This window comes from Motilimonas thetidivivens, from assembly GCF_046452435.1.
GTDB lineage: Bacteria > Pseudomonadota > Gammaproteobacteria > Enterobacterales > CBDFNC01 > Motilimonas.
In genome coordinates this window covers 1-13,415 of record NZ_JBKFDK010000014.1, presented here as the reverse complement: position 1 = coordinate 13,415, position 13,415 = coordinate 1, and the positions used below count along the sequence as shown (strand labels likewise).

The following is a 13,415-nucleotide window of genomic DNA, read 5'->3' as shown; positions in this document are numbered from 1 at the left end:
GAATATACTTGATTAAATATCAATGGCTTAATTGTATGTTTGTATCACACATATAGTACTAATTATTATTTCATCTCTCGTAAATAAGATAAGCTTTAAACTCACATTTTAATCAAGGAATGATCATGAAAAGTTTATCGTTATCTTTATGTGCGTTATCTATTGCCGTCTCAAGCACTGCCATGGCATGGAATAATACTGAATATTCTCATACCAATGGATTGGTTGAACGAATTCAAGTGTATGGTGAGTCCCTCGAAAACAATGTAGTTGGTGATTATGCTAGCCGAGAAGTGTTCGTCTATTTACCTCCTAGTTATTACGAAAATGATGAAAAGGATTACCCTGTTGTTTATGTACTGCATGGCTTAGGTGCCACAGCGCAAGGTTGGTTTGATTATTTTAATCTCAATAAAGTGATGGATGAGCTGATTGCTTCGGGCGACATTAACGAAATGATTTTAGTGGTACCTGATACTTACAATTACACCTTGGGCAGTTGGTATCAAAATTCAGCGGTGACAGGTAATTGGCAAGAGTACTTGTTGGATGACTTAATCCCGACCATTGATGAGCGTTTTCGCACAATTGATGAGGCCGAAGGGCGAGGTATTTTGGGTCATTCTATGGGGGGGTATGGTGCCATTACTACTGTGTTGGCTGAGCCTGAAGAATTTTCAGCAGTTGCTGCAATGAGCCCATCATTTCTTGTTAATGATTTTTCACCTAGTTTATGTGGCTATTTTTATTCGTTGCAAATGGAAACCCTACAAAACTGGAATGGTAACCCAAGTGAATTAAGCTACGACACTTATGTCACTTTTTCACTAATGCAACTTTCTTCTCCTGATCTAAATAATCCACCTAGCTATGTTAAAAAAGAGCTCGGCTTACAAGATTTAAATGTTTGTGCGGCGTTAGATTTACCGTCACAAATTAACGCTCAGCAATCGAGTGTGGACGATTTTGGTCATATTGCGGTGCGAACGGAAATTGGTAATCAAGAAATGTTAACTCCCGCAACCTATCAGGTAAGTGAGTTATTAAAAGGCCTTGGTATGCAAACCAGCTTTAATGAATTTGAAGGCGGCCACATAGATAAGTTGGGCATAACGATTTACGACAACATTAAATTCATGAGTGCAAATCTTGCGGCTCCTGAGCTAGATGATTAACTCGTAAAAGTGCTTTATCGCAGTATGAACCAAAAATAGACGCTGCTCCTACGTGCGTTTGTACACACGGGTAGGAGCAGCAGTGATGCTGCGATTTTGCTTGAGTTTTACACCAAGCTCATCAACATTTCTTCTGAATATTCAACCAGTTCTTTACCTTCACGCACGCGTGCTACGTAGTCGGGGTTGGCGATAAATGGGCGGCCAATGGCTAATAAATCATACTTATTTTCGGCAATGGCGGCGCTGCCCATTTCGGCTGTGAGTTTACCGACACCGACTAAGGTTTTACTGTAGTTGGCGCGAATGTAACTTGATACGCGGCCGCCTAGGTAATCAAATTCGAGGGCATCGTCAAAAATGCCAACATGAAGATAGGCCAAATCACGGCTTTCTAATTGCTTAAGTAGATAGTCAAACACGGCGCGATCACGTGGGTCGGTCGGCATATTAAAATATGTGCCCGGCGATAGGCGTAGCGCGGTGCGTTGATGGCCGATTTCAGCACAAATTGCATCAACTACAGCCAGTGGAAAACGCGCCATATTTTCTGGCGTTTGGCCGTATTCATCGCTACGCTGATTGCTGCCATAGTGTAAAAATTGGTCGATTAAGTAGCCGTTAGCACCGTGAATTTCCACGCCATCAAAGCCTGCAACCATCGCGTTAGCTGCGGCTTGGGCATAATCTTCGATTAATTGCTCAATATCTTCGTGGGTCGCTGGCGTGGGTGTTTGATATTCCAACTCACGCATGCGTGGTACTGTGCCTTCGATGCCAATGGCAGATGGTGCGATCACCGCATCGCTGCCCGTTACATCGCGATAAAAATGGGGATGAGCAACACGCCCGGTATGCCAAAGTTGCGCGAAAATTTTGCCGCCTTTGTCGTGTACGGCTTGCGTCACTTTCTTCCAACCTTCAACCTGTGCCGAGGTAAATAAGCCCGGTGTGTTGGGGTAACCTTGGCCGTCGGGGCGAATAACCACGGCTTCCGAGATAATCAAGCCGGCATCGGCGCGGCGTGCATAGTAATCTGCCATGGCTTGGGTTGGCACTAAATCATTGTCTGCCATACAGCGAGTAAGGGGCGCCATTAAAATGCGGTTGTTCAGGGTAAGGGTGTCATTTAAGGCATAAGGTTGAAATAAATTGTCTGTCATGGGGCTCTCGTTTAAATCATTTTTGAATACACATTCAAAATAGGGGTTGTTGAATGACTATTCAAGTATTATTTTGAACCAGCATTCAAATTTAAGTACACTGCGTTTAACTAGCTAGGCAGAGAAAACCATGAGAAACGCTGAATTTGATCGAGAAAAGGTGCTGCGAAGTGCGATGGCGACCTTTATGGACAAGGGATACGCGAAAACCAGCATGCAGGATCTAAAACAAGCGACGGGCTTACATCCGGGCTCAATTTATTGCGCGTTTGATAACAAACGCGGCTTGTTGCTTGCGGCCTTGGAGCAATATCGCCTCGATCGCAGCAGTGAATTTGCGGCTTTTTTCGATGATGATCGCGCTAAATTACAGCAGTTGAAAAGCTATTTGGATGATATTGTTGAGCAATGTTTGCGTTGTGATGGGCACTCTGCTTGCCTGCTGACAAAGGCATTAAGCGAGCTAGCCTTGCATGATCCTGAAATTCAACAAGTGATCAGTCAAACCTTAACCAACTGGCAGGCCGCCATGGCGCAGGTTTTGCAGCAAGCTCAGCAGCAAGGAGAACTTGCAGCACATAAAGATAGCCAACAATTATCGCGCTTTTTGGCCATGGGCATTTATGGCCTACGCACCTATGGCCATACCCAGCCCGAGCCATCCGTTTTACAAACCCTTGCAGATGAGTTGTTTGAACACATTTGCAGATAACCCGACTGCTGACCAGTGACAAGTGGTATCAGACTTACTTAGATCTGATGGGGCTGGAGGCTTTATTCATCACAAGGAAGCAAGATGATAGTAATCTACGGCATAGCCAGCCAACTTAACCCGATCAAGGCCGAGTTGTCTCAGGTGATCCACGGCGCGATGCAAAGTGTGCTCGGTTTGCCTGAAGACAAGCGTGCACACCGTTTTATTCCCATGGATAAAAGTGATTTTTACGCTCCCGGAGGTCGCTCTAATGCCTATACGGTGATCGAAATTAACTTAATGGCGGGACGTGAAATTGCCACCCAAAAACGCTTAATCAAAACCTTGTTTGCCGATATTGAGCAAGCATTAGGCATTAAGCCAATAGATATTGAAGTGATCATTAAAGAGCAAGCGCCTTATCAATGGGGCTTTCGTGGTATGACGGGGGATGAGGTTACAGATCTAACCTACTCAATTAAGGTATAAGCCAACAGATCCTAAAATCAAAAAAAGCCCTTATGCTGGGCATAAGGGCTCATTGCTAGCGGGATGATGATTCTAGGCTAGAGGCAGAATCATCATCATGGCTATTTCGATAACAGCTTTGTTTAGAAGCTGTAAGACGCACCAATAACGAAAGCGTTGTTAGATTTAACGTCGTCTAGGTTGTTACCTTGGCTGCGGTACTCAGCGTAAGGTTGTACGCCATTGCGAGTCCAAGTTGCGCGGAACTCGTGGTCAATTGCTTCTGAATCAAGCATGTAAACGTTGTTGTATTTCACGGTTAACGGCATATCTTTGAAAGCGTATGCGATAGCGTTGTCCATGCGGGTATCAAGTAGTTTGCTACCGTCGTTCGCATCAAAGTGCCAACGAGTACGGTTAGAGATAGAGATACCATTGTCAAAATCGTAACCAATTTTAACTAGTGGACGGTACTGAAGCGTGTCGCCGTCAGCCATAACATGGTGGTAACCACCGGCGATCCATAGGCCGTCGCCAAAGAAGCTGTTGCTGTCAAAGCGGTAAGATTGCTCAACACCTAGTGTAATGTAAACCGGTGAATCAGCGTTGACGCCGTTAGTTGGGCTGTCACCTAAGTGGATGTTATCAAACTCAACTAGAACAGTGGTGCCAGTACGGAAAGTGTGGCCAGCTTCAAGTGTTGAAGTGACTGCAGAGCCGTGGAAATCGTCACGGTCGTGCATTTGCACATTACCAGTGATGTAAGAAGAGCCAGATGCAGAAGTCGTTACTTCTGCTTCCTCAGCGAATACTGAAGGAGCGATGGCGAAAGAAGAGCATGCAAGTGCTAAAGCAAGTTTTTTCATTGTGTGAGACCTTTTGTAAAGTTAATACTATTTTTGTCGGTCTACTTAATCCATGTAGAGGGGCGTTGTCTGTTGCGGCTCTATCCATGAGGCGTTTTATGCTCTGTGTTTACAGTTGTCATAAAAGCGAAAACAAGCGTCCATCAGCATTCTTCCTTGCTGAATTGTTGACAAGTTTATGGTTAAAAAAACAAGCATGCAATACAATTATGTAAGGGCTTTCCGAACATAATGGGGTAGTAATGGCTTCTATTGATCAAATTAGTGCGTTTATCTCTGTATATGAAACAAGAGGTTATAGTGCTGCTGCCAAGCAGTTAAGTAAAAGTCGAACTACGGTTCGCGAGTTAGTGATGACCTTAGAAGATCAGCTCGATCTGGTGTTATTTGAGGTAGATGGCCGCAAAGTGGAACCAACCGCTGACGCTAACAAGCTGCATTTTCAGGCAAAATTACTGCAATCGCACTTGGCTTCATTTAATGAGTTGGTTGATTCTATTCATGCCAAGGAAGAGGCTAGCCTTACCATTTTGTATGATCCTATGCTAAATCCAGACATGCTCGTTGAGTTAACTGCCGATCTTTGCCAAAAATTTCCACTGTTGAAGCTTGATTGGCAAATAGATTGTTGGACTAATGCGATGAAAAAAGTGGCCTCGGGCGAAGCCAATTTGGCTTTAATGCCGAATAAAAAAGGCAGCTTTAGTGCCTTGACCGTGGATATGAAGCTACTCGGGTTTCAGGAATATGGCTGCTACACATCGACAAATGGGCCTTTAAGCGAGATGAAAGACGTAGACAAATTAGCACTACGCCAAGTACCTCAAGTATTGCACCAGAATATTTTACGCAATGATGAAAATGTTGAGTATATGCGCATTTCCGCTAACTATATTGCGGTGACCAGTAATGATGAAGTGTGTCGCACGGTTGCCAAAGTGGGCTGGGCTTTAATCCCCCATTGTTATGCAAAGCAATATGTTGACATGGGCATGATCAAACCATTTACCACGAATGTCATTTTAAACGACTATAAAATGTCCATTGCTGCTTACTATGCACCCGCCATCACTCGCGGACCTGTGATGGCTCATATACTTAAATATCTACCTCACTTAGCGGCGAAGTATTTTATCTAACCCTTCTCGATGTCGACATTTCTGGGGTGCTTGGCTTGCGCATTTGCTTACAAAAGCACCCTGCTTTCTTACAATTGCTAACACTAAAATCGATAAAAAAAGGATATCTTTTCTCTGGTGAAAATTACTCACGTTGATACAACAAAGAAAGGATAGCCGGATGCAACTAAGACATTGTGAAGTCATAAAAAAGAGCCTGCTGTTAGTGGTGTTAACCCTATGCACCTTAGTGTTGAGCGCGTGTGGTTCAAGTGGGTTGAAAGAAGACATAAAGAAAATTACCCGCAGTAAGGCAGACATCAGCTTAATCAACACCACTGCCGATGTGGTTAACTTCTATTCCAAGTACGATGATCCACTGGATAGCAAGGATCAAGAATATGTGTTTAATAGCCAAAACTTGCGCTTTAGTAGTGTCAACATGGGTGATATGGCGACCTATGAATACAGCTTCCAACCACAGAAAAAACAGCTGCACTTAGGCGTGCAAGACAGCAACAGCGAAACCTTAGAGGGGCTTGGTCACGTCGATTTAAACTATAAGGTGAAACAAAGTGACCCCGTATGGGCGGTGGCTTGGCCAAAAGGCGGTGCATATCAGATCACTACGTTTGCTAAGCGGGTTGATAACCAAGATGCGGTGTACCGCGTGCGGATCTTTAGCCATCACAATCTGCCTGTTTATCTCAACGGCGCTTCGGCGGTGAGCTTCAATCTAGAGCAAGGCAAGGTAAGTGGCACGGTTAGCGTTAATGACTGTGCGACTGGCCTCAAGGTGGGCGAGCAATACTTAGATCTTTGCCAAGCGAGTTTGGGGCAATCTTACCTCGTTGTGGTCGACCAATCTGGCTTACGCAGCTTGCAACCGGAATCTTAATAATTGACTGGTTAAGTTCATCATATTGGAGGCCGCGATGGGATTTAATATTCGATTATGGAAGTGGTTAATGACCTTATGGCTATTGGTCGCCTCGTTTATCTTATTCCAATTTTTGTCTGCGATGCAGATGTTTGGCTGAATAACACGAGGGGCTTTAGATTGTGATAGGCGAGGGTAAGTTTTCCCGATTGAACTTGGTTTGGCACTGATGGCATCGGTCGGCTGCTTGTTGCAAGGGGAATAAACAGTGAGGGCAATGCAATTGGCCAAGTGTGATTTCATTAGGTAGCTTAATTGTTCAACAAAGGTTTGGCAGTTAAGGTTGTCGGCAACTTGATTGGTGAGCATGGCTTGCCATTCATTGAACCAGTTTTGCAGTAAGTTCAGGGTTTCTTGTTGGGTAATTGTTTGGCTCAATGCGGCACAGGTTTTACACCAATCGTAGAAACCAAGCTTATCGATATAATAGCCACAAAAAGAGCCAAATTGTACATCGACCCTAAAATCGTGGCGAAAGCCAAAATAGGCGACGCCCTCAATGAGTTTTTCCATTGGAATAAGGGCATTTTGTATCAACAGCTGGCGACAAAGATGGTGCTGATTAAAGCCTATCTTGAGCGAACGGTTTGGCCAATCTGCAAGGGCAACGGCAATTCCCTCATTGAAGGCTGTAATAGGATGAAAATTTAATACAGTGTTCACTAGCCAGTGGATGTGTTCATGTTTGAGTTTATCGAGTAATGCCGATTGGCATCCATCTAGGTGAGTCACGCCTATGGTGACTTGTTTGTCATAGTATTGGCAGAGTTTTCCTTCACCTATGACAGTGGTGGGCCAAGGGGTTGTGTTAATTAAGTCGCCATAATGAATCATCAGGTGTTGACGTAATTGCTGGTTTGCTTGGGTCCACACTGTCTGGGCTTGATTTGATATGGCTGGCATCGGCTGGCTTAATAATGTGAATGGTTTGATATTTTTGTGATTCTGATTGGCAGAATATCTCTCCATTGTGAGTCTTACTTTGATGTTAATCACAAAACCTTATTAATCATATGGTTGCTGATTGTTTTGTGACTCGGTATTAGTTGGGTAAGACCACTATTTTGCTCAAGATGGTTTTGGCTTCGTGAGTATGGCGAGCCCACCCAATGGGCTCGACAAGGCTAATTGTGTAGCTTATTAAAACGCTGAATTCGCTGCTTGAGAACCCACATTTGAGCCGTACAATAGCTCAATTGCGGTGCGCTGTTGGCTCGTTGGCTAAATGGAAAATATGTTTAAGGACAAGGTGTTGAATAAGCTTAAGATAATTTTACCTATCGTGGTTTTAGGGTTAGGCATAGCGGGTTATATGGGGCTGGCTTCTTTGCAGCAACCGCCCGAGCAAAAGCCGCCGGAAACCAAGTTAGTGCAAGTCAGTGTTGTTGAAAACCAATTTCAGCCAATGACCTTAACGGTTGCTTCTTATGGCGTAGTGAAAGCTAAATACGAAACAGAGCTGGTGGCGCAAGTGGGCGGCGAGCTTACTTATCTGGCTCCGGAATTTATTCGCGGTGGTTTGGTGAAACAAGGCCAAGTGCTGGCCAAAATAGACCCGAGTGATTACGACGTGGCCTTGATCCAAGCCAAAGCCAATCTGGCCGAAGCGAAAGCGAATCTCGTGCAAGAACAGGCTTACGGTAAGGTGGCCAAAGAGCAGTGGTCGGATATTAAAAGTAAATTGCCGACCGAGTTAAGTTTGCGTAAACCGCAATTAGAGCAAGAGAAAGCCCGCTTAAAATCCGCCGAAGCCAGTCTTAAACAAGCGCAGCGTAATCTCGATCGCACAGTGATCCGCGCGCCTTATGATGCCTTGATTGCCAGCCGTCATATCGGCCCCGGTGGTTATGCTGCGCCCGGCGCGGTATTGGGCCGGATCTTAAGCACTGAATTGGCGGAAGTACGTTTACCCTTAGCACAGCAAGAATTTAACTTTTTAGACAACCAAGGCATTGGCGCTAATGTGTTGCTTACTTTAGGCAAAGAAATCTTTCATGCCAAAGTAGTGCGCAACGAAGGCGTGATTGATGACACCAGCCGCATGGCGTATTTGGTGGCCGAAATTCCCGATCCTTATGGCCGCAGCAAAGGTGGTGTTAGCTTGCCATTTGGTAGCTATGTGACGGCCGAAATTGAAGGCATCAACGCGGGCATGGTCAGCGTATTGCCGCGCCATTTAGTCACCGAAGGCAAGGTGGCGGTGTTAACGCCAGAGCGCACCTTAGCCTATCGTGAGGTGGAAGTGCTGCGCTTTAATGCTGGCGAAGCGGTGATCACATCGGGCTTGGAGCAGGGCGATAAAGTAATTAATTCTGCCTTAGATTATGCCATGCCGGGCATGGCGCTAGATTGGGTGGATGATCCCGAGCGCAATACCGAGTCTGCCGTTGAGCCTGATACCAAATTAGTGGGCGAAGCAGCCACCACGACCAGCGTGGAGGGCTAATCATGCTAGATACCAACAAGGGGATCATTGCTTGGTTTGCGCGCAATAGCGTGGCCGCTAACCTTTTGATGATCATGATATTGGTGGGCGGCTTGTTAACAGCGGGCACCATCCGCAAGCAATTTTTTCCGCAAATCGAAGTCAATTGGATCAAGTTTACCGCCGCCTTGCCAGGCGCTGCACCGCAAGAAGTGGAAGAAGGCATAGTCACCAAGTTTGAAGATGCCATCGAGCAGGTGCAAGGCTTAGAGCGAGTGATTGCTTATGCCGATCGCGGTTATGCCACCACTTACATCAAGGTAAACGATGACTATGACGCCAGCTTAGTGCTGGACGAGGTGAAAGCCGCTTTTGATAGCGTGTCTAACTTTCCGGCTGAAATGGAAGGACAACAGTTAGAGCGCATCAAGATGCGCCAAGACGTGATGTATATCAGCTTGTTTGGCGATCTTTCCCCGCGCGAATTGAAGCACACGGGTAAGCTGATTTTTGATGAAATTCGTCAGCTGCCGGGCGTGAGTATTACTGAGTTTTACGGCGGCCTAGAAGATGAAATATCCATCGCCTTAAGTAAAGACAAACTCAGAGAGTATGGCTTAAGTTTCAACCAAGTTGCTCATGCGGTGCGCAGTCACTCCGGCAATATGTCGGCGGGCGGCATTCGCGCGCAAAACGGCTACATTAACTTGCGGGTAGCCAATCAGGCTTATACCGCGGCAGATTTTGCCAGCATTCCTTTGCTGAGCCACCGAGATGGCTCGGTATTGACCTTAGGTGACGTGGCTGAGATCACCGATGGCTTAGCCCAAGGTTTACATTATTCGCGTTTCAACGGCCACAACTCGGTGACCTTTTATGTTGGCGCGGCGGCAGATCAAAGCCTGACCGTGGTGGCCGATACGGTTAAACGCTATATCGAACAAAAACAAACCCAGCTGCCACAAGGGCTAGAGTTAGCGCCTTGGGTGGACATGACCTACTACCTAGAAGGCCGTTTAGAGCTGATGCTAGACAGCATGAAAAGTGGGGCGGTATTGGTGTTTTTGATGTTGGCGCTGTTCCTACGGGTACGCTTAGCCTTTTGGGTGATGATGGGGTTACCGGTTTGTTTTCTTGGCACTTTATTCTTGATGCCTTTGAGCATGATAGACGTCACCATTAACGTGGTGAGCTTGTTTGCCTTTATCTTGGTGCTAGGGGTGGTGGTGGATGACGCCATCGTTATGGGCGAAAGTGCCCACAGCGAAACCCAGCGTCATGGCCATCATATTGATGCTGTGATCAGCGGTGTGAAGCGTGTGGCGATGCCCGCGACCTTTGGTGTGTTAACCACGATAGCGGCATTTTTACCCTTGGTTATCGATGACGGCCCGTCCGCTGCGTTTGGTCAAGCCATAGGTTATGTGGTGATCTTATGTTTGCTGTTTTCCTTGGTCGAATCCAAGTTAATTTTGCCGGCCCATTTGGCCGCCATGAAGCCGCCGACTCAAGTGCGCGCCGGCTCGCGCAATCCGCTCGATTGGCTAAGATTGATGGTTAATTGGCTGCAAGCCAAGGTCAATCGAGGCTTAAGTTGGCTGATCGCCGATGTTTATCGTCCTTGCCTCGAGCGCGCTGTTAGCTACCGCTATACCTTGATCATGTTGTTTATCAGCCTGATTTTGGTGTGCGCCGGTTTGTACCAGGGTGGTGTGGTGCGCTTTGTTGGTCAGCCGAAGATCCCCCATGATTTTCCGACCATCAGTTTGACCATGAATGCCGATGCGTCAGAGCAAGCGACCCTAGATATGGCGCTTAAAATCGAGCAAGCACTGAAGCAAGTGGATAACGATCTACAAGCCGAATTTGGCCAAGTGATGATCTCTGATATGCAGGTGGACTTACGCAATCGTACCCAAGCCGAGATCTTGGTGCGCTTGGTGGAGCCTGAGCTAAGGCCAATGAATACCTTTGCCTTGGCTGAACGTTGGCACCAAGCCATCCCGCCCTTGCCGGGGATGAAGTCACTGACCATAGAAGACAACCTGTTTGGCAATGATCGCGATGACGGTGATATTAGCTTTCGTCTACAAGGCACAGATCAGCAGCAAATGGATGCGGTGGTGGCCAAGCTAAAGCAGCATTTAAATAGCCTAGCTGGGGTGAGTAATGTTAACGACAGCAGCCAAAGCCACAGCCAAGAGGTGTTGTTTACCCTTAAGCCGCAAGCCCATAGCCTAGGGTTAAGCTTGGCCGATATTGCCACGCAAGTGAATCAAAGCTTCTATGGCCTAGAGCTACAGCGGGTAATTCGCGGTGGTGATGAGGTGCGGGTGATGCTGCGCTATCCTGAGCAGCAGCGCAACAGCATTAGCCATGTTAACAAGGTGCTGATCCAAACCTCTCAAGGGGTGCAAGTGCCCTTGTCTGAGGTGGCAAAGGTGAGCTTTGTTGATGGTTTAAGCCAGATCCGCCGTGAAAATGGCCGCCAAACCGTGAGCGTGTGGGCTTCAATCGATGCCAGCCAAGCCGAGCCGTTTAAATTGGCGCAAGATGTGCGTGATAACTTTCTACCTCAGTTACTGCTGCAATACCCTAGGGTAAGCACCGAAGTGGCGGGTAATATCGCGCAACAAATTGAAAACACCAGCGAGCAACTGCGTAACTTCGCCTTGTCTATGCTGTTGGTTTACGCCCTGCTGGCGATCCCATTAAAGTCCTATGCGCAGCCCTTAATGATAATGGCGGTGATCCCGTTTGGTATCATTGGCTCGGTAGCGGGGCACCAATTAATGGGCATAGATTTAAGCTCGTTATCCTTGTTTGGCATTATTGCCGCAGCCGGTGTGGTGGTAAACGATTCGCTGGTGATGGTGGATAACATTAATAAAAATCGCTATAGCGACAAGCCTTTAGCGCAAGTGGTGGTGGCATCGGGTTGTCGCCGTTTTCGCGCTATTTTGCTCACCTCGCTCACTACCTTTATCGGCCTGACGCCCATCATGATGGAAACCAGTATGCAGGCGCAAATGGTGATCCCCATGGCAGTCAGCCTCGCCTACGGCGTGATGTTCTCAACCGTGGTGACCCTGTTTCTGATCCCGTGTTTGTATTTGTTTATTGACGATATCAAACGCCTTGTGGGGCGAATTCGCGGCATCAAGCCGCAAGCTCAGCCAAGCACGGCTGCCCATGATTAATCGATGTGGGTTAATGGAACAACCCATGGGTAGGAGCTGTATTTATTCGTGCATTTTGTGGGACCTGAGCTTGCTCAGGGAATGGGTGAGATTCGCTTCGGGCGCTCCTACTGGCTCTGCGCATCAGTAGGAGCAGCAGTCATGCTGCGATAAACCCATAGCCCCACTGGATATCGCACATCAGTAGGAGCTGTATTTATACAGCGAAACAGCGCGTTAAAGATTGATTATTAAACAAGAGACAACATGAGCCGTATTAATGTGATTGGCAGTAGCGCTTCTGGAAAGTCGACCTTTAGTCGTCAGTTAGCACAGAAACTGGCGATTCCTTATATCGAGATGGACGCCATTTTTTGGCAACCAAATTGGCAGCAGCCCAGCGATGAAGAGTTCTTTCCTAAATTAAAACAAGCACTAGCACAAACCGCTTGGGTGCTTGATGGTAACTATAATCGCACAGTGCAAATCAAGTGGCAGCAGGTTGATACGATTATTTGGTTGGATTACAGCTTGGCGCGCATTGCTTATCAATCCATTACCCGTGCAATTAAACGCAGTATCGTAGGTAAGGAACTATGGCCAAATACGGGCAATGTGGAAACGTTTAAAAAATCTTTTTGTAGCAAAGACTCGGTAATTTTATGGAGTTTGCAAAATTACCATCACAACAGGCGGCGTTATTTACAGGTTAAAGCCGACCCGCAATTTGCCCATATTGAGTTTGTTCACTTAACTAGCCCGCGACAAGCGCGGCGCTACCTTCAGCAGCAATCACCTATCACGGAGCAGTGATGCTGTGATAAAGCCATCACTGTGCCCTCGACTAGAGAAGAAGAGACAGATATTGTTTATTGCAGCTTGTAAAGGAAACCACTAGCCTAGTAAGACACAGGGGATTCAAAGACCAACAGGTTCAAAGGGTGTTAAAGTAAGGTTTTCATTATGATAAAAGATTTCACTTCCGAGCAAGCTAGGGCGTTGGCCTCCCACATCACAACAAATGTTTTTAATGTAAATGAAAACCCAAGGGGTGGAATAAAAGCAAACTGGCTAGGCGGCGTAGCTGATTGCCACTTCAATGAGTATGACATTTTTTATTGGCTTAATGAGGCAGAGTTTACTGCAGTTTTAGCCCCCCTAGTTGAAATGGTGGGAGACAAAAAATTACTTATCGTTGAGGACTTTGAGCGAGGACTGGATGGTAAAGTATGGTGGCTGGGATGTGAAATTGAAAACAGCTGGGAAGCCTTTAATTTCTTTACCGAAGAAACTGACATTATGTCGTTTTATATGATCGGGGAAAGCGAAAAGTGGTGTTTGTGGGCTGATGGAGACTCATGGATTTTTTGTGCAGAGGAAAATGTAT

The 13,415-nt window shown here is 46.4% G+C and carries 12 protein-coding genes; 9 read left to right on the top strand and 3 right to left on the bottom strand.

Going from position 1 to position 13,415, the window contains the following annotated elements; genetic code table 11:
- Positions 1-125: 125 nt before the first annotated feature.
- Positions 126-1,175 (top strand): alpha/beta hydrolase, encoded by a 1,050-nt coding sequence (locus ACK8OT_RS11670; RefSeq protein WP_410196694.1) that lies wholly within the window; start codon positions 126-128, stop codon positions 1,173-1,175.
- A 107-nt stretch (positions 1,176-1,282) separates the two neighbouring features.
- Here ACK8OT_RS11670 and ACK8OT_RS11665 read toward each other — a convergent pair whose 3' ends face one another.
- The gene (locus ACK8OT_RS11665; RefSeq protein WP_410196693.1) at positions 1,283-2,338 is read right to left on the bottom strand and encodes an alkene reductase; all 1,056 of its coding nucleotides are present in this window, start codon (positions 2,336-2,338) and stop codon (positions 1,283-1,285) included.
- 130 nt (positions 2,339-2,468) lie between these two features.
- Between ACK8OT_RS11665 and ACK8OT_RS11660 the strand changes: the two genes are divergently transcribed.
- Both ACK8OT_RS11660 and ACK8OT_RS11655 read left to right on the top strand, forming a co-directional pair.
- A complete protein-coding gene (locus ACK8OT_RS11660) occupies positions 2,469-3,050 on the top strand; it encodes a TetR/AcrR family transcriptional regulator (protein WP_410196692.1) in 582 nt (193 codons plus the stop codon).
- An 84-nt stretch (positions 3,051-3,134) separates the two neighbouring features.
- Positions 3,135-3,521, top strand: coding sequence for a tautomerase family protein (locus ACK8OT_RS11655; protein WP_410196691.1), 387 nt, complete (start codon positions 3,135-3,137; stop codon positions 3,519-3,521).
- Between the two features lie 122 nt (positions 3,522-3,643).
- Here the strand turns inward: ACK8OT_RS11655 and ACK8OT_RS11650 are convergent, their stop codons facing one another.
- The gene (locus ACK8OT_RS11650) at positions 3,644-4,366 is read right to left on the bottom strand and encodes a porin (protein ID WP_410196690.1); all 723 of its coding nucleotides are present in this window, start codon (positions 4,364-4,366) and stop codon (positions 3,644-3,646) included.
- Between the two features lie 242 nt (positions 4,367-4,608).
- On the opposite strand from ACK8OT_RS11650, the gene ACK8OT_RS11645 reads away from it, so the two are divergent.
- The gene (locus tag ACK8OT_RS11645) at positions 4,609-5,505 is read left to right on the top strand and encodes a LysR family transcriptional regulator (protein WP_410196689.1); all 897 of its coding nucleotides are present in this window, start codon (positions 4,609-4,611) and stop codon (positions 5,503-5,505) included.
- Between the two features lie 160 nt (positions 5,506-5,665).
- Positions 5,666-6,382 (top strand): hypothetical protein, encoded by a 717-nt coding sequence (locus ACK8OT_RS11640; RefSeq protein WP_410196688.1) that lies wholly within the window; start codon positions 5,666-5,668, stop codon positions 6,380-6,382.
- On the opposite strand, the gene ACK8OT_RS11635 is transcribed toward ACK8OT_RS11640, so the two are convergent.
- Positions 6,356-7,327: a hypothetical protein gene (locus tag ACK8OT_RS11635; RefSeq protein ID WP_410196687.1), complete on the bottom strand. Its 972-nt coding sequence runs from the start codon at positions 7,325-7,327 to the stop codon at positions 6,356-6,358. The genes ACK8OT_RS11640 and ACK8OT_RS11635 overlap by 27 nt on opposite strands.
- A 331-nt stretch (positions 7,328-7,658) precedes the next feature.
- Here ACK8OT_RS11635 and ACK8OT_RS11630 point away from each other — a divergent pair, with 331 nt between their 5' ends.
- The 4 genes from ACK8OT_RS11630 to ACK8OT_RS11615 form a co-directional block, all read left to right on the top strand.
- Positions 7,659-8,870 carry an efflux RND transporter periplasmic adaptor subunit gene (locus ACK8OT_RS11630; RefSeq protein WP_410196686.1) on the top strand — a complete coding sequence of 404 codons (1,212 nt, stop codon included), beginning with the start codon at positions 7,659-7,661 and terminating at the stop codon, positions 8,868-8,870.
- 2 nt (positions 8,871-8,872) lie between these two features.
- A complete protein-coding gene (locus ACK8OT_RS11625; RefSeq protein ID WP_410196685.1) occupies positions 8,873-12,049 on the top strand; it encodes an efflux RND transporter permease subunit in 3,177 nt (1,058 codons plus the stop codon).
- Between the two features lie 246 nt (positions 12,050-12,295).
- Positions 12,296-12,841, top strand: coding sequence for a P-loop NTPase family protein (locus ACK8OT_RS11620; RefSeq protein ID WP_410196684.1), 546 nt, complete (start codon positions 12,296-12,298; stop codon positions 12,839-12,841).
- Between the two features lie 150 nt (positions 12,842-12,991).
- The coding region (locus ACK8OT_RS11615) for a hypothetical protein (protein WP_410196683.1) at positions 12,992-13,415 on the top strand (424 nt) is incomplete at its 3' end.

What these genes read in the sequence shown, in the direction of transcription:
- ACK8OT_RS11625 (WP_410196685.1), top strand. Translation starts at nt 8,873, where the DNA reads ATGCTAGATACCAACAAGGGGATCATTGCTTGGTTTGCGCGCAATAGC.
- ACK8OT_RS11620 (WP_410196684.1), top strand. Translation starts at nt 12,296, where the DNA reads ATGAGCCGTATTAATGTGATTGGCAGTAGCGCTTCTGGAAAGTCGACC.
- ACK8OT_RS11655 (WP_410196691.1), top strand. Translation starts at nt 3,135, where the DNA reads ATGATAGTAATCTACGGCATAGCCAGCCAACTTAACCCGATCAAGGCC.
- ACK8OT_RS11665 (WP_410196693.1), bottom strand. Translation starts at nt 2,338, where the DNA reads ATGACAGACAATTTATTTCAACCTTATGCCTTAAATGACACCCTTACC.
- ACK8OT_RS11640 (WP_410196688.1), top strand. Translation starts at nt 5,666, where the DNA reads ATGCAACTAAGACATTGTGAAGTCATAAAAAAGAGCCTGCTGTTAGTG.
- ACK8OT_RS11630 (WP_410196686.1), top strand. Translation starts at nt 7,659, where the DNA reads ATGTTTAAGGACAAGGTGTTGAATAAGCTTAAGATAATTTTACCTATC.
- ACK8OT_RS11670 (WP_410196694.1), top strand. Translation starts at nt 126, where the DNA reads ATGAAAAGTTTATCGTTATCTTTATGTGCGTTATCTATTGCCGTCTCA.
- ACK8OT_RS11635 (WP_410196687.1), bottom strand. Translation starts at nt 7,327, where the DNA reads ATGCCAGCCATATCAAATCAAGCCCAGACAGTGTGGACCCAAGCAAAC.
- ACK8OT_RS11645 (WP_410196689.1), top strand. Translation starts at nt 4,609, where the DNA reads ATGGCTTCTATTGATCAAATTAGTGCGTTTATCTCTGTATATGAAACA.
- ACK8OT_RS11650 (WP_410196690.1), bottom strand. Translation starts at nt 4,366, where the DNA reads ATGAAAAAACTTGCTTTAGCACTTGCATGCTCTTCTTTCGCCATCGCT.
- ACK8OT_RS11660 (WP_410196692.1), top strand. Translation starts at nt 2,469, where the DNA reads ATGAGAAACGCTGAATTTGATCGAGAAAAGGTGCTGCGAAGTGCGATG.